This window comes from Sphingomonas oligophenolica (assembly GCF_006438955.1).
Classification (GTDB): Bacteria; Pseudomonadota; Alphaproteobacteria; order Sphingomonadales; family Sphingomonadaceae; genus Sphingomonas; species Sphingomonas oligophenolica_A.
Map to the genome: position 1 here is coordinate 386,372 of NZ_RCZK01000001.1, position 18,453 is coordinate 404,824.

The 18,453-nt window shown below is 66.5% G+C and carries 24 protein-coding genes; 8 read left to right on the forward strand and 16 right to left on the reverse strand.

The genetic code is table 11. The features are described from left to right. Positions 1 to 7: 7 nt before the first annotated feature. On the forward strand, positions 8 to 2,194 hold the full coding sequence (locus EAH84_RS02010; RefSeq protein WP_140866851.1) for a transglycosylase domain-containing protein: 2,187 nt from the start codon (positions 8 to 10) through the stop codon (positions 2,192 to 2,194). Here the strand turns inward: EAH84_RS02010 and EAH84_RS02015 are convergent. The 3 genes from EAH84_RS02015 to EAH84_RS02025 are packed head-to-tail and all read right to left on the reverse strand — an operon-like array spanning position 2,170 to position 3,919. Then, positions 2,170 to 2,868: a M48 family metallopeptidase gene (locus EAH84_RS02015; protein ID WP_241656406.1), complete on the reverse strand. Its 699-nt coding sequence runs from the start codon at positions 2,866 to 2,868 to the stop codon at positions 2,170 to 2,172. The genes EAH84_RS02010 and EAH84_RS02015 overlap by 25 nt on opposite strands. After that, positions 2,865 to 3,293, reverse strand: a complete 429-nt coding sequence (locus EAH84_RS02020; protein WP_140866854.1) for a YcgN family cysteine cluster protein — start codon at positions 3,291 to 3,293, stop codon at positions 2,865 to 2,867. The genes EAH84_RS02015 and EAH84_RS02020 overlap by 4 nt, the downstream gene beginning before the upstream one ends. After that, the gene (locus EAH84_RS02025; RefSeq protein WP_140866857.1) at positions 3,290 to 3,919 is read right to left on the reverse strand and encodes an SCO family protein; all 630 of its coding nucleotides are present in this window, start codon (positions 3,917 to 3,919) and stop codon (positions 3,290 to 3,292) included. The genes EAH84_RS02020 and EAH84_RS02025 overlap by 4 nt, the downstream gene beginning before the upstream one ends. A gap of 78 nt (positions 3,920 to 3,997) precedes the next feature. Between EAH84_RS02025 and EAH84_RS02030 the strand changes: the two genes are divergently transcribed. After that, the gene (locus EAH84_RS02030; protein ID WP_140866860.1) at positions 3,998 to 4,597 is read left to right on the forward strand and encodes an ankyrin repeat domain-containing protein; all 600 of its coding nucleotides are present in this window, start codon (positions 3,998 to 4,000) and stop codon (positions 4,595 to 4,597) included. Here EAH84_RS02030 and EAH84_RS02035 read toward each other — a convergent pair. The 11 genes from EAH84_RS02035 to EAH84_RS02085 all read right to left on the reverse strand — a co-directional run bounded on the left by EAH84_RS02035 (position 4,594) and on the right by EAH84_RS02085 (position 11,523). Next, positions 4,594 to 5,094, reverse strand: coding sequence for an MmcB family DNA repair protein (locus EAH84_RS02035; protein WP_140866863.1), 501 nt, complete (start codon positions 5,092 to 5,094; stop codon positions 4,594 to 4,596). The two genes, EAH84_RS02030 and EAH84_RS02035, sit on opposite strands and share 4 nt — an antisense overlap. Positions 5,095 to 5,155: 61 nt before the next feature. Beyond that, entirely contained in the window at positions 5,156 to 5,812 is a 657-nt protein-coding gene (locus EAH84_RS02040; protein WP_140866866.1) for a cell wall hydrolase, read from the reverse strand. 166 nt (positions 5,813 to 5,978) lie between these two features. Beyond that, the gene (locus tag EAH84_RS02045) at positions 5,979 to 6,299 is read right to left on the reverse strand and encodes a DUF1491 family protein (RefSeq protein ID WP_140866869.1); all 321 of its coding nucleotides are present in this window, start codon (positions 6,297 to 6,299) and stop codon (positions 5,979 to 5,981) included. Then, positions 6,296 to 6,793 carry a PaaI family thioesterase gene (locus EAH84_RS02050; RefSeq protein WP_140866872.1) on the reverse strand — a complete coding sequence of 166 codons (498 nt, stop codon included), beginning with the start codon at positions 6,791 to 6,793 and terminating at the stop codon, positions 6,296 to 6,298. The genes EAH84_RS02045 and EAH84_RS02050 overlap by 4 nt, the downstream gene beginning before the upstream one ends. Then, entirely contained in the window at positions 6,783 to 7,250 is a 468-nt protein-coding gene (locus tag EAH84_RS02055) for a PTS sugar transporter subunit IIA (RefSeq protein WP_140866875.1), read from the reverse strand. The genes EAH84_RS02050 and EAH84_RS02055 overlap by 11 nt, the downstream gene beginning before the upstream one ends. A 61-nt stretch (positions 7,251 to 7,311) precedes the next feature. Then, positions 7,312 to 7,893, reverse strand: a complete 582-nt coding sequence (gene hpf / locus EAH84_RS02060) for a ribosome hibernation-promoting factor, HPF/YfiA family (RefSeq protein WP_140866878.1) — start codon at positions 7,891 to 7,893, stop codon at positions 7,312 to 7,314. Positions 7,894 to 7,950: 57 nt separating this feature from the next. Next, positions 7,951 to 8,646 carry a DNA polymerase III subunit epsilon gene (dnaQ, locus tag EAH84_RS02065; protein ID WP_140866881.1) on the reverse strand — a complete coding sequence of 232 codons (696 nt, stop codon included), beginning with the start codon at positions 8,644 to 8,646 and terminating at the stop codon, positions 7,951 to 7,953. Positions 8,647 to 8,653: 7 nt separating this feature from the next. Next, positions 8,654 to 9,247 carry a dephospho-CoA kinase gene (coaE, locus tag EAH84_RS02070; protein ID WP_140866884.1) on the reverse strand — a complete coding sequence of 198 codons (594 nt, stop codon included), beginning with the start codon at positions 9,245 to 9,247 and terminating at the stop codon, positions 8,654 to 8,656. Then, positions 9,244 to 10,059 (reverse strand): shikimate dehydrogenase, encoded by an 816-nt coding sequence (gene aroE / locus EAH84_RS02075; protein WP_140866887.1) that lies wholly within the window; start codon positions 10,057 to 10,059, stop codon positions 9,244 to 9,246. Before aroE ends, coaE begins: the two co-directional genes overlap by 4 nt. Positions 10,060 to 10,123: 64 nt before the next feature. Further along, the gene (locus EAH84_RS02080; protein WP_140866890.1) at positions 10,124 to 10,714 is read right to left on the reverse strand and encodes a Maf family protein; all 591 of its coding nucleotides are present in this window, start codon (positions 10,712 to 10,714) and stop codon (positions 10,124 to 10,126) included. Then, positions 10,711 to 11,523: a pyruvate, water dikinase regulatory protein gene (locus tag EAH84_RS02085; RefSeq protein WP_140866892.1), complete on the reverse strand. Its 813-nt coding sequence runs from the start codon at positions 11,521 to 11,523 to the stop codon at positions 10,711 to 10,713. The genes EAH84_RS02080 and EAH84_RS02085 overlap by 4 nt, the downstream gene beginning before the upstream one ends. 298 nt (positions 11,524 to 11,821) lie before the next feature. Between EAH84_RS02085 and hemE the strand changes: the two genes are divergently transcribed. From hemE to EAH84_RS02105, 4 genes are all read left to right on the forward strand, one after another. Further along, positions 11,822 to 12,853 carry a uroporphyrinogen decarboxylase gene (gene hemE / locus EAH84_RS02090; RefSeq protein ID WP_277753712.1) on the forward strand — a complete coding sequence of 344 codons (1,032 nt, stop codon included), beginning with the start codon at positions 11,822 to 11,824 and terminating at the stop codon, positions 12,851 to 12,853. 8 nt (positions 12,854 to 12,861) lie between these two features. Then, positions 12,862 to 13,308, forward strand: coding sequence for a CopD family protein (locus tag EAH84_RS02095; RefSeq protein ID WP_140866898.1), 447 nt, complete (start codon positions 12,862 to 12,864; stop codon positions 13,306 to 13,308). Between the two features lie 152 nt (positions 13,309 to 13,460). Then, a complete protein-coding gene (gene rho / locus EAH84_RS02100; RefSeq protein WP_140866901.1) occupies positions 13,461 to 14,717 on the forward strand; it encodes a transcription termination factor Rho in 1,257 nt (418 codons plus the stop codon). 240 nt (positions 14,718 to 14,957) lie between these two features. Next, positions 14,958 to 15,596 (forward strand): YjbE family putative metal transport protein, encoded by a 639-nt coding sequence (locus tag EAH84_RS02105; RefSeq protein ID WP_140866904.1) that lies wholly within the window; start codon positions 14,958 to 14,960, stop codon positions 15,594 to 15,596. Between the two features lie 58 nt (positions 15,597 to 15,654). Here EAH84_RS02105 and EAH84_RS02110 read toward each other — a convergent pair whose 3' ends face one another. Both EAH84_RS02110 and EAH84_RS02115 read right to left on the reverse strand, forming a co-directional pair. Then, entirely contained in the window at positions 15,655 to 16,356 is a 702-nt protein-coding gene (locus EAH84_RS02110) for a dienelactone hydrolase family protein (RefSeq protein ID WP_140866906.1), read from the reverse strand. Next, on the reverse strand, positions 16,353 to 16,826 hold the full coding sequence (locus tag EAH84_RS02115) for a methylated-DNA--[protein]-cysteine S-methyltransferase (RefSeq protein ID WP_140866909.1): 474 nt from the start codon (positions 16,824 to 16,826) through the stop codon (positions 16,353 to 16,355). The genes EAH84_RS02110 and EAH84_RS02115 overlap by 4 nt, the downstream gene beginning before the upstream one ends. A 63-nt stretch (positions 16,827 to 16,889) precedes the next feature. Here EAH84_RS02115 and EAH84_RS02120 point away from each other — a divergent pair, with 63 nt between their 5' ends. Beyond that, complete coding sequence (locus EAH84_RS02120; protein ID WP_140866912.1) at positions 16,890 to 17,132, forward strand: DUF6489 family protein; 243 nt, start codon at positions 16,890 to 16,892, stop codon at positions 17,130 to 17,132. A 7-nt stretch (positions 17,133 to 17,139) separates the two neighbouring features. Beyond that, complete coding sequence (gene mnmE / locus EAH84_RS02125; RefSeq protein WP_140866914.1) at positions 17,140 to 18,408, forward strand: tRNA uridine-5-carboxymethylaminomethyl(34) synthesis GTPase MnmE; 1,269 nt, start codon at positions 17,140 to 17,142, stop codon at positions 18,406 to 18,408. The last annotated feature ends 45 nt before the right edge of the window (positions 18,409 to 18,453 follow it).

Sequence of the window (18,453 nt, forward strand, 5' to 3'; positions counted from 1 at the left end):
CCCGTTCATGGCCCGTGCGCGTACCCCTGCATCTCCTTGGCGCCGCCGCTTCGGGCTGCTGATCAAGATTCTCATCGGCCTTGCCGTGCTCGGCACCGCCGCTCTGGCGCTGGCGGTCTATGTCACGCGATCGCAGCTGCCGAGCTTCGAAGATTTGAAATCCTCGCCCAACGGCCAGATGATCCGCGTCCATGCCGCCGACGGTAGGGTGATCGTGTCGATGGGGCCGAGCTATGGCCAGTGGCTTTCGTACGACACCATCCCCGCGGTGATGCGCGACGCCACGATCTCGGTCGAGGATCGCCGATTCCGCAGCCATATCGGGGTCGACCCGATCGGCGTCGCGCGGTCGTTCAAGGTCCGGTTCGATCGCGGGCGCTGGGTCCAGGGCGGATCGACGATCACCCAGCAGCTCGCGCGCAACGTCTTCCTGAACAACCAGAAGAAGTTCGGGCGCAAGTTCCGCGAGGCGATCCTGGCGATGGCGATCGAGCGCAAATTTTCGAAGGACCAGATCCTCGAGCTGTATCTCAACAAGGTCTATTATGGCGGCGGCGCGTATGGGATCGACGCCGCGAGCCGCAAGTTCTTCGGCCATGGCGCGGAGAATCTGAGCCTGGCGGAGGCCGCGGTGATCGCGGGCCTGGTGAAGGCGCCGTCGAATTATTCGCCGACCGCGGACGCCGAGGCGGCGGTCGGGCGTGCGGGCGTGGTGCTCGACACAATGGTCGAGACCGGGGTGATCAGCCGCGGCGAGGCGGACAGCGCAGACCCGCAAGGACTGAAGCTCGCGCCCGAACCCAAGCAGAATTCGGTCCGCTATTTCACCGACTGGGCGTTGCCGCAGCTCGATACGCTGATCGACGAGACGCAGGCGCCGCTCGAAGTGTGGACGACGCTCGATCTGGGAATGCAGAAGGCGGCCGACGCCGCGATCCGCGCCAACGCACCGCCGGGGACGCAGGGCGCGCTCGTCAGCCTCGACCGCGACGGATCCGTACGCGCGATGGTCGGCGGCAAGGATTACGTGTCGTCGAACTACAACCGCGCGACCCAGGCAGTGCGCCAGCCGGGGTCGTCGTTCAAGCTGTTCGTCTATCTCGCCGCGTTGGAGGCGGGACACCGGCCGGAAGACAATGTGGTCGACGAGCCGGTCACGATCGACGGCTGGAGCCCGCGCAACGATTCGCGGCATTTTTCGGGCCAGGTCACGATCCGCACCGCGTTCGCCTATTCGATCAACACGATCGCGGCGAAGCTGGGGCAGGAGGTCGGGTTTGCCACCGTTGCCGACATGGCGCGGCGGTTCGGAATCACGACCCCGGTCAACACCCATCCCTCGATGGTGCTCGGTACGTCGGACGTCAGGGTGATCGACATGACCCGCGCGTTCGCCAGCGTCGCGTCGAAGGGGATCGCGGTGACCCCCTATGCGATCACGCGCGTCACGAGCAACGGCCAGACTCTCTATACGCACGAGGTCGATCGCAGCCATGTGCTGGTCGCGCCCTATGTCGCCGCGGAGATGACCGATCTGCTCCAGACCACGGTCAACACCGGCACCGGGCGGCAGGCGCAGATCGGTCGACCGGTCGCGGGCAAGACGGGCACGACGACATCGACCAAGGATGGCTGGTTCCTCGGTTTTTCGAGCGGTCTCACCACCGGCGTGTGGATGGGCCGCGACGACGCGAAGCCCGTCGCGGGGCTGCATGGCGGCAGTGCACCCGCGCGCGCGTTCGCGGCGTTCATGAAGCCCGCGACCGCGAACCGGCCGATCGAGGAATTCGATACCAAGGTGACGATGCCCGACTGGGCGCTCGACAACACCGAGGAAATGTATTTCGGCGAGCCCGACAACGGGTCGTTCGTCGACCCCGACGGCAACCCCCTGCCCGCCGACCGGATCCCGCCCGACGATTATTACGGCGAGCCGCAGGTCGCGCCCGTACCGATCCCCGATCGGGCGCCGGTGCAGGCGGCACCCGGCCAGCAACTCGACGATCTGATCGACCGCGTGACCGGGCGCGATCGGCGCGATCCACCGAGGGATATCCTCCGGGACGCGCCACGGGAGTCGAGCGGCACGCCGCGCGATCCCTATGCGCCGAGCCGCCAGGCGGTCCCGCGCGACGCCTATCCGCCGCGCGCCGCGCCGCACGACCCATATCAGGATTCGCGGCCAAATCCGTGAAGCGCGGTACCGTGGCGGCGGAGCCACGTGCGCGCAGGGGTAGGGTCGCTGCCGTAGAGCGCGGCGACGAGCGCGTGGAAATCGGCGCCGTGGTTCATGTGAACGCGATGCGCGACCTCGTGCGCGACGGTCGCGCGGCGGACCCAGCCGGGGGCGAGGATCAGCCGCCAGCTATAGCGGATCGCACCGCTCGCCGCGCAACTGCCCCAGCGCCCGCGCGCATCGCCGACGCCGACCCGCGCCACCGCCACCCCGGCGAGTGCGGCATATTCGCGGGTTTCGTCAGTCAATAGCGCCAGCGCCTGGCGCTTTAACCACGCCTCGACGCGGCGCGGCACCGTCGCTTCGGGGCCGGACAGCGACAGCGTATCGCCGACGATCTCGATCCGGCGGCGCGATCCCGGCCCCCAGTGGATCGTCAACTTTCGGTCTGCGACGGAGAGCGTCGTCCCTGCCACAAAGGGCAGGCGCGGGGTGAGCCGTGCGCGCTGTTCGGCGAGCCAGTCGCGCTTGGTCTCGGCCCAGGCGAGCGCGGCCTTCAGCCCCGCACGGCGCGGCACCGTCAACCGCGCGCGGCCGCTGACCGGATCGAGCGACAGCCGTACCCGTCGCGCGGTGGGGTGACGAACGACATCGATCCCGACGCCCCCCCCGACGCCGTCGATCTCGTTCACAGTTCGCGGTCGATCATATGATGTTCGAGGTCGCCGACATCGTCTTCGCTGACGGTCCAGCCGCGCACCGAGATACCGGCGCGATGCACCGAATCGCGGTCGCCCGAGATCAGATAATGCCAGTCGCGCAGCGGTTCGCCCGCGGCGCGCAGCCGATAGGCGCAGGTGGTCGGCAGCCAGTCGATGTTGTGGACGTTGCCGACGGTGAGGCGCACGCATTCGGGAACATAGGCGTGGCGATGCCGATAATCGGAACATTGCCCGCTGCGTCGGTCGAGCAGGCGGCACGCGACGTTGGTCGCGACGAGTTCGCCCGTCTCTTCGTCCTCGAGCTTGTGGATGCAGCATTTGCCGCAGCCGTCGCACAGCGCCTCCCATTGCGCGCGATCGAGCGTTTCGATCGGCTGTTCCCAGAATTTGTTCATTGCGCCCAGCGTTCGATCTCGGTGGCGACCGCGGTCGCGCCCTCGTCCGTCGGAAGCAACGCGAGCGGCTTGCCCGCCGGGTCCATCAGATAGGTCTGGCTGCTGTGCTGCATCAAATAACCACCGCCGGGCGCGGGATCGCCCTTGCTGTAATAGACCGCGAATTCCTTGGCGACCCGGGCGATTGCCGCGTCGCCGCCGGTGAGCCCGACCATCCGCGGATGAAACGCCAACACGAATTGTTTGAGCACCGCGGGAGTATCGCGCGCGGGATCGATCGTGACGAAGATCGGGACGATTCGGCGCGCGAGATCGGGATCGCTCTTGTCGAGTTGCGCCAGGGCGGTGCCGACCACCTGCATGTCGGTGGGGCAGACATCGGGGCAGAAGGTGTAGCCGAAATACATGATCCGATATTGCCCCGCGAAGTCGCGATCGGTGATGGCGTGGCCGTCCTGGTTGGTCAGCGCGAACGGGCCGCCGATCGACGCACCGGCGAGCGGCGGCGCGGCGTCGGCGGGTTGCGCCGCGGACTGCTGGGCGGCGGGCTGGCAGGCGGCGAGCAATGCGGTCGCCAAGGGCGGGAGAATTGCTCGGCACAGGTGACGTCTGGAAACGATGTTCATGGTTCGGCCAGCCTTGATCTGATAACGCCTGCCGCGCAAGTTAGGCCTGCGCCGTTGCCCGGCCGTTGAGGAAACCCGATGAAGCTCCCGCGTCTCTTGCTGTTTGCCGTTGCGATGTCTGTCGGCGTTCCGGTCGCCGCGCAGCAGACCTCGCAAGGTTATAAGTTCCTCGAGGCGGTCGAGAAGGAAGACGGCAACACCGTCACCAACATGCTCGATACCCCGGGCAGCTCCGTCGTCAACGCCAAGCAGGTGACGTCGGGCAAGGCCGCACTGCACCTGCTGGTCACGCATTCGGGGTCGTTGTTCTTCCAGTTCATGCTTCAGCGGGGTGCCGACCCCAATATCCGCGACGACAAGGGCAACACCCCGATGGTGCTCGCCGCGCTCGCAGGGCGCGAGGATCTGGTGCGGCTGTTGCTGACCTACAAGGCGAACCCCAATCTCGGCAACGCGGGCGGGCAGACCCCGCTGATCCTTGCGGTGGCGAACCGCGATGTGCCGCTGGCGCGGCTGTTGCTGACCGAAGGTGCCAACCCCGACCAGACCGACAATCTGGCAGGAATGTCAGCGCGCGATTACGCCAAGCGCGATGCGCGCAATCCGATCCTTGCGCAGTTGCTCGCGACCGCGCCCAAGACGGCGCGACGCGCCACGGTTGCGGGGCCGAAATTCTAGCCCAGCGGTAGCGCCAGCGCTTCGGGGTCGGTCAGCGCGGTGATGCGGCGCGCGGCGCGGCGGGCGAACGCGAGGGTGCAGCGTTTGCGGACGGGTGCGGCGAGCGCCTGGGTGTGCGCCTGACGGACGATCGCGGCGTCATAGCGGTCGGCGACGATGATCCCGGTCCGTTCGGGCAGGAACGCGGGCGATTCGAGCGGCGAAAGGTCGAACCCCGCAGGGACCGCCCAGAAATAGCGGTCGGCATGGCCAAGATAATCAGGCCATTTGCCGTCGCCCATCAGGTCGGCGCGCGACACCTTGATCTCAACGATCACGATCCCGCCGCGCGCGTCGATCGCCATCATGTCCGCACGGCGCCCATTGTCGAGCGGCACTTCGAGGATCGCGACCAGGTCGTGGCGCAGCAGCATCCGGGTAACGCCGCGCGCCACATCGGCGGCGCAGAGCGCGGGATCGCCACCATCGACGCACGAAGCCGGAGCGGTGTCTAGCATCCGCGGTGTCTAGAACGTTTCAGGAACGCTGGGCAAGCCCGTGTGCGGGGGCTTGGCCGATTCAGCGATAGAAGACGTGGTTGCCGATCATCGCGATCCGCGTCAGCCGCCCGCCGGGGCGACGGCCCGAGGTGTTGAAATACAGCGCCTTGGCGGCGGGACTGTCCCACGCCGCAGCGATCGCGACCTTGGCGACCGCGATCGCGGTGCGATAGGCAGCGAGATTGCGAACGGTGGGGATTTCGCCACCGCGCACGAAGCTGAACTGCCCGCGCTGCTTGACGACACCGCACATGTCGCTCGGGAAGCGGCCCGACTTCGACCGATTAAGGATGACGTTGGCGACCGCGAGCTGCCCGCTTAACGATTCGCCGCGCGCTTCAAAGTATATCGCGCCCGCGAGGCATTTCTGGCCGTCGTCGATATCGGCAACGTCCTGCGCCGCGACCGCGTCGGCCAGGCTGTCATAATCACCGTCCGCCTGCTGGGCTGGTGCCGCCGCGATGGGCTCGTCTGGCACCTTCTGGATAAATGTGAGCGCGGTATCGACCGAGGTGGGTCGGTCGTTCGCGGGAACCATTGCGGGGGTCACGGTGTTGGGAGAGGGAATCGCGGTACGATCGATGTCGTTCGCGTGGCCGGCGGTGCTGTGGACCAGCGTGCCGGCGAGGGTCAAAGTCATCACCGCGAGGGTCGCGGCGCGCTGCAAGATCGTCATTCACATCGGTCGATATGCGGTGAGACCGCCGGTACGACCATGATGAGCATCGTCGCTCTGGTCGCCCGGGCATCCCCCCGACTGCGTCACTGATCCGGATCGCACCCGGCGGTCAGCACAACGCTTCCATTACTGATCGGGAGCAATATGGTGCAGTGCACACACGTCAATCGTCGAGGATCGTTTCAGCGGCGAACCGTTCCGCATCCGGGCTCGTCAGTTCGATTACCCACAGGTCCGGATCGGATGAGCGGCGGCGCCGCCAATAACCGGTGACGTCGTCCGCCGGAGTCGAATCGATCAGCGCGACCCGCCCGTCGGGGCCGATTCCGCGTTCGAGCACCCGGTAATCGGTGCCTGCGGTGCTCACCACGAGCAGGATCGCGCCCGCCTGCGGCTGCCCCTTGGCGAGAACGAAGCCGAAACCCCCCGAATCATTGGCGCGGCGAATCATCGCGCTCACCAGGATGCCGCTCGGCAGCGTCATCCGTCCCCACCACCGAGGCGATAACCCGGCAAGTCCGACAGCGGGATCCGCGATCGCATGAACGTGCCGGTGCCGCGTGCCGCCTCCTCGCCCTGCGCGTCGATCAGCCGGGCGTCGGCAACGTGGACGCGCCGCTTGCCGTTGATCCAGCGCCCTTCCGCGATCACGCGCCCCGAGCCGAGCGGGCGGGTGAAGAGCAGGTTGAACGCGGTCGTGAGCAGGAATCGGTCGGTGACGAGGCTGTTGGCGGCATAAAAGGCGGCGTCGTCGAGCATCTTGAAATAGCTGGTGCCGTGGACCGCGCCCGCGGCGTGGAAATGCCGTTCGTCGAGGTCGAATTCGATCCGCGCCACCCCGGGTGCGACGATCGTCAGCCGCGATTCGAACAATTGGTTGATCGGCGCGGCGGCATAGAGCGATTCGAGCGCGCGGAAATGCGCGGTCGCCCCACTGCCGGGGTCGACCGCAGGCTTAGGTGCAGGATCAGGCGGCATCACGCGCCGCGTCCGCCGAGAACAGTGCAAACAGCGCATCGCGCGACCCCGCGCCGCGCAGCTTCGCGAGGAATCCGCGATCGCGCAGCTGCCGCGACACGCGCGCGAGCGCCTTCAGATGATTCGCGCCCGCATCGGGGGGCGACAGCAGCGCGAAGATCAGGTCGACCGGCAGATCGTCGACCGACTCGAACCCGATGGGGTGCGCGAGCCGGACGAAGACGCCGGACACCTGGTCGAGCCCGTCGATCCGCGCATGCGGGATGGCGACGCCGCCGCCGAAACCGGTCGAGCCCAGCCGCTCGCGTGCGCCCAATCGGTCGATGACGGCTCGCGGATCGACGCCGAAGCATTGACCCGCAACCGTCCCGAGTTGCTGAAACACCTGTTTCTTGTTCGCCGCGGCCACGTCGATCAGGACGCCGTCAGGCGACAATAGGTCGCTAAAATCGTGCATACGCTATCACTACCCCCTGCGCGGCGCAGATATTCCCCCCGCGCCGCGCGACGCTATCGCGTCAATCGTGCTGCGGCTCGACCCAGCCGATCGTCCCGTCGCCGCGACGATAGACCATATTGTGCGCGCCGGTCTTCGAATTCTTGAACAACAGCGCGCCGGTGTTGCGCAGGTCGAGCATCATCACCGCGTCCGACACGCTGACATCGGGGATGTTGGCGCGGGTTTCGGCGACGATCAGCGGCGCATCGGCGACCTCTTCTTCCTCGGGCGTATCCTGGAACACGGTGTAGCCCGCATTGTCGAACGCGTTGCTGTCCGCGACCTCGGCCGCAAGATCCGCGTGGCGCGCCTTCAGCCGGCGCATGTAGCGGCGCAGCTGGGTTTCGATCTTGGCGGCGGCGCCGTCGAACGAGGGATGCGCCTCCTGCGCGTCGTTGTGCCCCTTGAGTACCAGCCCCTTCATGACATGCGCGACGATGTCGCAGGTGAAGCCGTTGTCGTGCGGTCCCTTGCCGAACGTCACCTCCGCCGAGATCGTGCGGGCAAAATATTTGTCGGCGATACCCTGAAGCCGGTCAGTCACATGATCCTTCAGCGCATTGCCCGTTTCGACCTGGTGACCTGAAATCCGGATATCCATTGCATTCTCCATTCTATCGTTCTTGGCGACGCGCCGTTCGGCGCGGTCGCGGGTGCGTCAATGCGACGCGTCGACGCCCCAGAGCGGGATGTCGATGCCCTGTAGAAAGGCGGCGTGCGCCGCAAGTTCCGTCGGGCTGGCACGAAATACGCGCGATGGCCTCATCGGCACGTCAGCCCGATCGCGTCGTGTCGCCGACGGCGCGACGATTGCGGCATCGGCAACGAGCCCCAGCCCGATCTGCCGCCCGCCCATCAATTCGACATAGACCTGCGCGAGCAGTTGCGCGTCGAGCAGCGCGCCGTGGAGCACGCGGTGCGACCGATCGATTCCGAACCGCGAACACAACGCGTCGAGCGAATGTTTCGCACCCGGGTGGCGACTGCGCGCGAGCTGGAGCGTGTCGACCATCCGCGTCGTGCACACCAGCGGGCGCCCGCACCGGCGCATCTCGCCGTTCAGGAAGGAAAAATCGAACCCCGCATTGTGCGCGACGAGCGGCGCGTCGGCGATGAACTCCAGCAATTCATCGACCGCGGCGGCGAACAGCGGCTTGTCGCCGAGGAAGACCGACGACAGCCCGTGGACCGCGAACGCCTCGGCAGGCATGTCGCGTTCGGGGTGGTAATAGGCGTGGAAGGTGCGCCCGGTCTCGACCCGGTTGATCAGTTCGACACACCCGATCTCGACCATCCGGTCGCCGCCCTGGAAGCTCAATCCCGTGGTTTCGGTATCGAAGACGATTTCGCGCATCGATCCTCTATCCGCCTGTCGACGCGTTCAAGCAAGCGATGAGCCCGCGTACCGCGGCGCGGGTGTCCTCGGTCGGCACATCGGTCGCGATGACGTGATCGGCGCGCGCGCGCTTGACGTCATCGGGAGTCTGACGCGCCAGAATTGCGGCGAATTTCGCGTCGGTCATCCCGGCGCGGGCGAGCACGCGGGCGCGCTGGACCGCAGGGGCGGCGGAGACGACGACGATCCGGTCGACCGCGCGCTCGCCGCCGGTTTCGAAGAGCAGCGGGATGTCGAACACGACGATCGGCGCGTCGGCATGATCGGCGAGAAAGCGCGCGCGTTCTGCGCCGACCGCGGGATGGACGATGCGTTCGAGCCGCGTCATCGCATCGTCGTCGGCGAGCACCGCAGAGCCGAGCCGGGCGCGGTCGACGCCGTTCGCGTCGGTGGTGCCCGGAAACGCCGCCTCGATTCGCGCGACGAGTGCACCGCCCGCCGCCTGGAGCCGGTGGACCGCAGCGTCGGCGTCGAACACCGGCACCCCCTCCGCGGCGAACATCGCGGCTACGGTCGATTTTCCCATCCCGATCGATCCGGTAAGGCCGATCGTGATCATGCGGTCAGCAAGGCGCGCAATTCCTCGTCGCGATCCCGCGGGGGCGCGGCGCCGAAGAACAGCTCGAACGCGACCGCGGCCTGGCCGACCAGCATTTCAAGCCCGTCGATCGTGTCGAGCCCGCGCGCGCGCGCCGCGCGGAGCAGCGGGGTGTCGAGCGGGGCATAAACGATATCGTAGACGACCGCATCCTCGGACAGCGCGCCGAGATCGAGCGTGAGCGCTGGCTGGCCGGTCATCCCGAGCGTTGTGGCGTTGACGAGCAACGCGGCAGGCGGCGCGACCGGGGAAATCGCGAGCGCGTCGCCCTTGAGCCCGAACGACGCCAGCAGCGCGGCGCCCTTCAGCGGGTTGCGCGCGAGGATCGTCACCGCGTCGACCCCGATCCGCGCGAGCGCGAACAGCACCGCGCGCGCCGCGCCGCCGGTGCCGATTACTGTGACCGGCGCGCCCGCTAGATCCAGATCGGCGAGCGGGGCGTAGAATCCAGCGGCATCGGTGTTGGTGCCGATCAGCGCGCCGTCGTCGGCGCGGACGATGGTGTTGATCGCGCCGATCGACCCGCGGACGTCGCCGCGATCCTCGACCAGATCGAGCGCGGCGATCTTGTGCGGCACGGTGATGTTGCAACCGCGCCACGCGGGATCGTCACGACGCCGCGCAACGAAATCGGCGAGGTCGGCGGGGGAAACATGGGTCTTGCGGTAATCGGCCTCGATCCCGAGCGCCTTCAGCCAGAAACGGTGGATCAGCGGCGATTTCGACTGCGCGATCGGGTCACCGATCACCTCCGCATAAGGGGCCGTCGTCATCGAAAACACCCCTTCGACGTTGACGAAGTTGACACGGAATCGGTGTTTTGCGCGAGCGTCAACGTCATGCCGCCAGCACTCCGCGGACGCGCAGAAAATCGAGCACCGGGAGCAGCGGCAACCCGAGCACGGTGAAGTGACTGCCGTCGATCTTAGCGAAAAGTTGCACGCCCGGTCCTTCGATCCTGAAACAGCCGACACAGCCCGCGATCGCGGGCCATTCCTGGTCCAGATACGCGTCGATGAAGCCGTAGGACAGCGACCGGACGTGGAGCGTGGCGCCGTCGACGTGCCGCCAGACCGCCGCGCCGTTCTCCGCGATCACCGCGGCGCTCCACAATTTATGGCGACCGCCGCTCATCCGCGCGAGGTGGTCGGCGGCCTGCCCGCGGGTCTCGGGCTTGTCGAGGCGGGTGCCGTCGGCAAGTTCGACGATACTGTCGCTGCCGAGCACGAGCGCACCCGGCGCTCGGCTCGACACCTTGAGCGCCTTCAATTCGGCGAGCGCGTCGGCAAGGTCGCGCGCGGGGAGATGCGCGAACGCCGCCTTCGCCGCGTCCTCGTCGACCCCCGCCGCCATGGCGTCGAACGGCACGCCCGCGTCGGTCAGCATGGCGCGCCGCGAGGCGCTTTGCGAGGCGAGAATCAGCGTCATGCCGCAGCGCGTTCGCCGACCAGCGCGATGATCGCGGCGGCGGTTTCCTCGATCGAGCGGCGCGTCACGTCGATCACCGGCCAGCCATTGTCGGCAAACATCCTGCGCGCGAACTGGAGCTCGCGCGCGACCGCCTCGGCCTCGACATAGGCGGTATCGGGTTGTTGGTTCAGCGTCAGCAGCCGGTTGCGGCGGATCTGGATCAACCGGTCGGGGCTGGTGGTCAGCCCGACGACGAGTGGATGTTTCAACGCATAGAGCGACGCGGGCGGCGGGCTTTCGAGCACGATCGGAATGTTGGCGGTCTTGTACCCGCGGTTGGCGAGGTAGATCGAGGTCGGGGTCTTCGACGAGCGTGAGACCCCGGCGAGGACGATGTCGGCGTCCTCCCATTCCTCCGCGGCGATGCCGTCGTCGTGCGCAATCGTGTAATGGATCGCATCGACCCGCGCGAAATAGGCGGCGTCGAGCATATGCTGGCGGCCGGGGCGCGCCTTGGCCTGCTGGCCGAGCAGGTGCGACAGCGCATCGTTGACCGGATCCAGCGGCGCTACCGCGGGCAAGCCCAGCGCGCGGCACCGCGCCTCGAGGATCCGCCGGGTCGCGACATTGACCAGCGTGAACACCACCAGCCCCGGATTCTGCGCGATTTCCTGGAGGATGTGTTCGAGATGCGCTTCGGTGCGGACCATCGGCCAGAAATGGCGGACGGTCTCGACATCGTCATATTGCGCGAGCGCCGCCTTGGCGATGTTCTCCAGCGTCTCGCCGGTCGAATCCGACAGCAGATGGAGGTGGAGGCGCGTCATGGAGTGGGCTGGACCGATCTGTGGAAAACCATCGCAAAACGGCTAGCGTAACTCGCCACACCCGCCAAGCGACACCGCCGCGGTGGACAAGCATCGATCTATCCACAATCCCGCGCACAGCATCCGGTTTCATCCACAGGGTGTGGATAACGGGGACACCATCCGCGAATCGCGCGGGGATGGTGGCTGCTTGCCGGTCAAGGCGTTGATGGTTACGGGACAACCGGCTTTATCCCGCGTTCCACGTGCCAACCACTTCAACATCCTATTTTTAGAATCTTCTAATAGAGGAAGAAGGATCCTGACCGTTCCCGTCGCCAAGTCGCTGCTGTCCGTGTTGAAGGGCGAGCGGCAGGCCGTGTCCCCGATCTGGTTGATGCGCCAGGCGGGGCGGTATCTGCCCGAATATCGCGCGCTGCGTGAAACCAAGGGTGGCTTCCTGGCGCTCGCGACCGATCCCGATGCGGCAGCGGAAGTCACGCTCCAGCCGATCCGCCGGTTCGGATTCGACGGCGCGATCCTGTTTTCCGATATCCTGATGGTCCCTTGGGCGTTGGGGCAGGACCTAACGTTCGGCGTCGGCGAGGGGCCGCGGTTGACCCCGCCGCTGATCGATCACGCATTGGGTGCGCTCGACCGCGTGCCGGAGCGGCTGGAGCCAGTCTATCAGACGGTCACGCGGGTTGCGGGTGCCTTGCCTCCCGAAACGACGTTTCTCGGCTTTGCAGGCTCTCCGTGGACCGTGGCGACCTATATGGTCGCGGGCCAGGGATCGAAGGATCAGGGCGAGACGCGCAGCTACGCCTATCAGGACCCGATCGCGTTTGGCGCGATCATCGATGCGATCGTCGAGCTCACCATCGACTATCTCGCGCGCCAGATCGAGGCGGGGGTCGAGGCGGTGCAGTTGTTCGACAGCTGGGCGGGATCGCTCAGCCCGGCGCAGTTCGAACGCTGGGTGATTGCGCCCAACGCTGCGATCGTCGCGGGCGTGAAGGAGCGGTGTCCCGGTGCGGTCGTGATCGGTTTTCCCAAGGGCGCAGGCGCGAAATTGCCCGCCTATGCACGCGAGACCGGGGTCGATGCGGTCGGACTCGACGAAACCGTCGATCCGCGCTGGGCCAACGACGTCCTGCCGACGGGAATGCCGGTGCAAGGCAATCTCGATCCGCTGGCGCTGCTGGCGGGAGGGCAAGCGCTCGACGAGGGAATCGACCGCGTGCTGGCGGCGTTCGTTGATCGTCCTCACGTCTTCAACCTGGGCCACGGGATTGGGCAGCATACCCCGATCGCGCATGTCGAGGCGCTGATCGCACGGGTACGGGGGTAGCGACACCGATGGAGTATCTTGCCTTGGCCTATAACTGGTTCCTCGCCGCGCACCTGATCTTCGTCGTGTTCTGGATGGCGGGGTTGTTCATGCTGCCCCGCTATCTGGTTTATCATCAGGAGGCGATCGCCGCGGGGCGGACCGAGGAAGCCGCGTTGTGGGTCACGCGCGAGGCGAAGATCCGGCACATCATCCTGACGCCTGCGATCGTCGTGGTGTGGGTGCTCGGGATCACGCTGGCGACGCTGGGGCATCATTGGGCGGAAGGCTGGCTCGGCGCGAAGCTCGTCTTCGTGGTCGGGCTGTCGGGATATCACGGCTGGGGGGTCGGTTATGCGCGCAAACTTGCCGCGGGACGACCTTCGCTCGACGGCAAGACGCTGCGGATGCTCAACGAGATTCCCGCGCTGGGGGTCACGGTGATCGTGATCCTGGCGGTCATCAAGCCGTTCTGAGGTTGCTTGACTAAGCGACGCGCCCCACTTACGTCCTGATTTCGTGTAGAGCGGCGTCCTGCCGTTCCGCGTCCTCGCTCCCCAGCCTCACGTCGCCGCTGTCCTTGCCGCCGACCTGATCTTCCCCCGCTGACCCGCATCCGGAAATATCCATGCATCTCAAAGATTTGAAAAAGAAGACCCCTGCCGACTTGGTCAGCATGGCCGAGGAATTGGGGGTCGAGAGCGCGTCAACGCTGCGCAAACAGGATCTGCTGTTCGCGATCCTGAAGGTGCAGGCCGAGAATGGCGACCAGATCATGGGGCTCGGCACGATCGAGGTGCTCCAGGACGGTTTCGGCTTCCTGCGCAGCCCCGAGGCGAATTATCTCGCAGGCCCCGACGACATCTATGTGTCGCCCAACCAGGTCCGCAAGCACGGGCTGCGTACCGGCGATACCGTCGAGGGCGAAATCCGCGGGCCTAAGGACGGCGAACGCTATTTCGCGCTGATGCTGATCACCGCGGTCAATTTCGACGATCCCGAAGCGGTGCGGCACCGCGTCAACTTCGACAATCTGACCCCGCTCTATCCCGAAGAGAAACTGACGCTCGATCCCGAGGATCCGACCCAGAAGGATAAGAGCGCGCGGGTGATCGACATCATCAGTCCGCAGGGCAAGGGCCAGCGCACGCTGATCGTCGCGCCGCCGCGGGTCGGCAAGACGGTGATGCTACAGAATATCGCCAAGGCGATCACCGACAACCACCCTGAAATCTTCCTGATCGTGCTGCTGATCGACGAACGGCCCGAAGAAGTGACCGATATGCAGCGCAGCGTGAAAGGTGAGGTTGTCAGCTCGACCTTCGACGAGCCCGCCACGCGCCACGTCGCGGTCGCTGAGATGGTGATCGAAAAGGCCAAGCGGCTGGTCGAGCACAAGAAGGACGTCGTGATCCTGCTCGATTCCATCACCCGGCTGGGCCGCGCCTACAACACCGTCGTGCCGAGTTCGGGCAAGGTGCTGACCGGCGGCGTCGACGCGAATGCACTGCAGAGGCCTAAGCGCTTCTTCGGCGCGGCGCGCAACATCGAGGAGGGCGGTTCGCTTTCGATCATCGCGACCGCACTGATCGATACCGGCAGCCGGATGGACGAGGTGATCTTCGAGGAATTCAAGGGCACGGGTAACTCCGAAATCGTACTCGATCGCAAGGTTGCCGACAAACGCGTCTTCCCCGCACTCGACGTTGGCAAGAGCGGCACGCGCAAGGAAGAACTGCTCGTCGAGAAGGACAAGCTCAGCAAGATGTGGGTGCTGCGCCGCATCCTGATGCAGATGGGCACGATCGATTCGATGGAATTCCTGCTCGACAAGATGAAGAATTCGAAGACCAACGAGGACTTCTTTGAGTCGATGAATCAATAGAGAAGCGCGACAGTCGGCAACGTCCGACTGACTCGCGCCAGCGCGGACGGCGGGGCGAAGCACCCGACCGACGGCGTGGACTTTGCCCACGTCCGCGCTGCGTTGATCCTCAAAAATCTTAAATTCACATTGTGCTACACCGCGGCAGAGCCGCGTCGTCAGTCCTCGCTTTTAGCGAGGCTGGCCGGGCAGCGCGACGGAGGCTCGCTTTAGCTGCGCTAAAGCGTTACGCGCGCTGCCATGCCCGATTTCAGCATTGCCGATGTGTTCACCTCCGCGGGTCTCGCCGCGCTCGGTCAGGTCATCATGATCGACCTGATGCTGGCGGGCGACAATGTCGTCGTGCTCGGTACGCTGGCATCGGGGCTGGAGCCCAAGCAGCGCAAGCAGGTGCTCACCTTCGGGGTCGGGATCGCGCTCGTGTTCCTGGTCGGGTTCGCCTATTTCGCGACCCAGCTGCTCCATGTCGTCGGGTTGCTGTTCGCGGGCGGGTTGCTGTTGCTGTGGGTGGCGTGGAAGCTGTTCCGCGAATTGCGAGGGGGTGATTTCGGCGCTGGGGGAGCCGCGGTCGACGGGGTGAGGCCGCCCAAGAGCTTTGCCAAGGCCGCGATCCAGGTCGCGATCGCCGACCTGTCGATGAGCCTCGACAATGTGCTCGCGGTCGCGGGGGCGGCGCGCGACCATCCGACCGTGCTGTTCTTCGGGCTGGCGCTGTCGGTGACGCTGATGGCGCTCGCCGCGAACTTGATCGCGCGGATCATCCAGCGGCATCACCGGATCGCATATATCGGGCTGCTGGTGATCCTCTATGTCGCGGGATCGATGATCTATAGCGGGGTCGTCGATCCTGAGGTCGGGATCGGTTACCTGTTCCGCTGAGGCGGTGGCGATCCGCGTGGTCACATGGGTGCGTCGGTGTTGGGTAGGCTATTGCGGCTTACCCTAAATGCTCAGCGAAAAACGCCATCGTTCTCGCGTCGGCTTCGTTCGCGGATGTGGGCGAGCGGCGCTGGCCGAATTCGGTCGCGAAGCCGTGATCCTCGCCCGGATAATCGTGCAGCGCCACCTTGGGATGATCGTCGAGCCCCGCATGCATCGCGGCCTGGGTCGCCTGGTCGACGAAATGATCGTCCTGCGGAATGTGGAGCATCAGCGGGTTGGCGATCGCGTGCGATTCGCGCAGCAGGCCGTCGATCCCGACCGCATAATAGCCGACCGTCGCGTCGATGTCGGTCCGCGCCGCGGTCATATAGGCGAGGCGGCCGCCGAGGCAGTAGCCCACTGCTCCAACCTTGCCGGTGCCGCCCAGCGCGGCGCGCGCGGCCTTGATCGTCGCTTCGATATCGCGCACGCCGCGGTCCTGGTCGAACTCGCCCATCAGTCCGAGCGCGCGCTGCATGTCTGGTTCGATGTCGGGATCGAGCTCGATTCCAGGCTGGAGCGGATGGAACAGGTCGGGCGCATAGGCGAGATAGCCCGCCTCCGCGAGCGTATCGCATTTGCGGCGGATCCCGGCGTTCACCCCGAAGATTTCCTGGATCACGATAATCGCGGCGCGCGGGGTGTCGGCGGGCTCGGCGACATAGGCGGTGAACGGCGTCGTGCCGTCGAGCGCGTCGATGGTGACGGTCCTGGTCATGATGATCCTTCGTGTTCGTGGGTGAGGAGCCAGCGCTTGGTCGCGACGCCGTTGCCGGCTGAATAATGGTCGTTCGGCCCGGTGCTCAGCACGCGGTGGCATGGCACGACGATGGGGAAGGGATTGCGCGCGCAGGCCTGACCCAGCGCGCGGGCGCTCGATCCGATCGTCGCCGCGATCTCGCCGTAGCGCGCGGTGTCGCCATAGCCGATGTCGACGATCGCCTGGCGCAACGCCGCGCCGCGCGGCGTTGCCGCGGGGGCCAGCGGGAGATCGAATACGGTCAATTGCCCGGCGAAATAGGCTGCAAGCTGGTTCATCGCGGCTTGTAGCGTCGGATCGAGCGGGGTTGCCGTTGCCGATCGCGCGGGCGACGGATCGATCGCGATCCGCGTGATCACGCCGTCGATCGCGTCGACGTCGGTCATGCCGATCGGGGTCGGGAGCGAAGCAGTCTCGCGTGTGGCCATGCGGTCGGCTATGCAACGCGCACGCGCGCCACTCAAGCGTGCCAGCGCACAAGGGGCGAGACGATGAAGGTCAATGTCGAAGTCGAATGCACCCCCGAAGAGGCACGCCGCGCGGTGGGCCTGCCCGATCTGTCGCCGGTCCACGACCGTTATGTCGCGATGATGCTCGATTCGATGGATGGCAACGTGAAGCCCGAGATTATCGAGACGATGATGAAGAACTGGGCGCCGATGGGCGAGGCGGGCCTGTCGATGTGGCGGCGATTGTTCGAGGCCGGCACGGGACCAGGCAAAGGCAGCGACTGAGCGGGCGATGACGACGATCGTCGCGGTATCGAGCGGGCGGCCGCCTGCCGCGATCGCGGTGATCCGGATCAGCGGTGGCGAGGCGTTCGCGGCGGCGCGCGCGCTGACGGGATCGTTGCCGCCGCCGCGTGAGGCGCGGGTGCGGGCGCTGCGGGCCGCGGATGGCGCGCTGCTCGATCGCGCGCTGATGCTGGTGTTTCCGGGGCCGCGGTCGGCGACGGGAGAGGACCTGGTCGAGCTCCACTGTCACGGCGGGCGCGCGGTGATCGACGCGGTCGAAGCGGCGCTGCTCGCAACGCCGGAGGTGCGGCGCGCGGAGGCGGGCGAATTCACGCGGCGCGCGCTGATCAACGGCCGGATCGACCTGGCCGAGGCGCAGGGGCTCGCCGACCTGCTCGCCGCCGAGACCGAACGCCAGCGCGTCGCGGCAATCGCGACCGCGGAAGGCCGGGTCAGCCGCGCGGTGCGCGACTGGATGGAGCGGCTCTCGCGGCTCGCGGCCCAGGTCGAGGCGATGCTCGATTTCGCCGACGAGGATGATGTCACCGATACCGGGGTCGAGGCGCTGCGCGAGGCGTGCGCGCTGCTCGCCGCCGACATGGGGGCTGTATTGGACGTGCCACCGATCGAGCGGCTGCGCGATGGCGTCCGCGTGGTGCTGGCGGGGCCGCCCAACAGCGGCAAGTCTACGCTGATCAACCTGCTCAGCGACCGCGACGTCGCGATCGTCGCGCCGATCGCGGGCACGACGCGCGATCGGATCGAGGCGCCGGTGACGCGCAACGGAATCCCCTTCGTGCTGACCGACACCGCGGGGCTGACCGAAACCGACAATGTGATCGAGCGGATGGGGGTCGAGCGGACCGTCGAATCGATCGCGCGCGCCGACATTTTGCTGTGGCTCGACGACCAGCCGCCGCCGCGCGAGGCGATCTGGGTGCTGCCCCGGGCCGATGAGGACGACCGAGCGGCGCTGTCAGCGTCCGGGCGAATCGTCGTGTCGCGCGAGGATGCGGAGTCGATCGCGCGTTTATGGGAGGCAATCGGCGAGCGGGCGTCGCTTCTTATCCCCCGCGAGAGCGATCTGTCGCTCGATCGCCGTCAGCGCGATGCGTGCCGGATTGCCGTCGCCGCGTTGCAACATGGATCGGATGACGCACTGATCATCGGTGAGCAGCTCCGGTCGGCATCGATGGCGTTGGCCGGGATACTCGGCATCGATGCGACGGAGGCGATGCTTGATTCGCTGTTTGGGCAGTTCTGCATCGGCAAGTGATGTTCCACGTGGAACAATTTTGACCGCGACGCCACGAGCGGATAG

Bases quoted from the DNA above. Each gene is read 5' to 3' on its own strand.
- rho (WP_140866901.1), top strand. From the start codon at position 13,461: ATGCATCTCAAAGATTTGAAAAAGAAGACCCCTGCCGACTTGGTCAGC.
- EAH84_RS02040 (WP_140866866.1), bottom strand. From the start codon at position 5,812: ATGACGATCTTGCAGCGCGCCGCGACCCTCGCGGTGATGACTTTGACC.
- hpf (WP_140866878.1), bottom strand. From the start codon at position 7,893: ATGGATATCCGGATTTCAGGTCACCAGGTCGAAACGGGCAATGCGCTG.
- EAH84_RS02030 (WP_140866860.1), top strand. From the start codon at position 3,998: ATGAAGCTCCCGCGTCTCTTGCTGTTTGCCGTTGCGATGTCTGTCGGC.
- EAH84_RS02120 (WP_140866912.1), top strand. From the start codon at position 16,890: ATGAAGGTCAATGTCGAAGTCGAATGCACCCCCGAAGAGGCACGCCGC.
- dnaQ (WP_140866881.1), bottom strand. From the start codon at position 8,646: ATGCGCGAAATCGTCTTCGATACCGAAACCACGGGATTGAGCTTCCAG.
- coaE (WP_140866884.1), bottom strand. From the start codon at position 9,247: ATGATCACGATCGGCCTTACCGGATCGATCGGGATGGGAAAATCGACC.
- EAH84_RS02085 (WP_140866892.1), bottom strand. From the start codon at position 11,523: ATGACGCGCCTCCACCTCCATCTGCTGTCGGATTCGACCGGCGAGACG.
- EAH84_RS02080 (WP_140866890.1), bottom strand. From the start codon at position 10,714: ATGACGCTGATTCTCGCCTCGCAAAGCGCCTCGCGGCGCGCCATGCTG.
- mnmE (WP_140866914.1), top strand. From the start codon at position 17,140: ATGACGACGATCGTCGCGGTATCGAGCGGGCGGCCGCCTGCCGCGATC.
- EAH84_RS02020 (WP_140866854.1), bottom strand. From the start codon at position 3,293: ATGAACAAATTCTGGGAACAGCCGATCGAAACGCTCGATCGCGCGCAA.
- EAH84_RS02110 (WP_140866906.1), bottom strand. From the start codon at position 16,356: ATGACCAGGACCGTCACCATCGACGCGCTCGACGGCACGACGCCGTTC.
- EAH84_RS02095 (WP_140866898.1), top strand. From the start codon at position 12,862: ATGGAGTATCTTGCCTTGGCCTATAACTGGTTCCTCGCCGCGCACCTG.
- aroE (WP_140866887.1), bottom strand. From the start codon at position 10,059: ATGACGACGGCCCCTTATGCGGAGGTGATCGGTGACCCGATCGCGCAG.
- EAH84_RS02055 (WP_140866875.1), bottom strand. From the start codon at position 7,250: ATGCACGATTTTAGCGACCTATTGTCGCCTGACGGCGTCCTGATCGAC.
- EAH84_RS02025 (WP_140866857.1), bottom strand. From the start codon at position 3,919: ATGAACATCGTTTCCAGACGTCACCTGTGCCGAGCAATTCTCCCGCCC.
- EAH84_RS02045 (WP_140866869.1), bottom strand. From the start codon at position 6,299: ATGACGCTGCCGAGCGGCATCCTGGTGAGCGCGATGATTCGCCGCGCC.
- EAH84_RS02050 (WP_140866872.1), bottom strand. From the start codon at position 6,793: ATGCCGCCTGATCCTGCACCTAAGCCTGCGGTCGACCCCGGCAGTGGG.
- EAH84_RS02105 (WP_140866904.1), top strand. From the start codon at position 14,958: ATGCCCGATTTCAGCATTGCCGATGTGTTCACCTCCGCGGGTCTCGCC.
- EAH84_RS02115 (WP_140866909.1), bottom strand. From the start codon at position 16,826: ATGGCCACACGCGAGACTGCTTCGCTCCCGACCCCGATCGGCATGACC.
- EAH84_RS02010 (WP_140866851.1), top strand. From the start codon at position 8: ATGGCCCGTGCGCGTACCCCTGCATCTCCTTGGCGCCGCCGCTTCGGG.
- EAH84_RS02035 (WP_140866863.1), bottom strand. From the start codon at position 5,094: ATGCTAGACACCGCTCCGGCTTCGTGCGTCGATGGTGGCGATCCCGCG.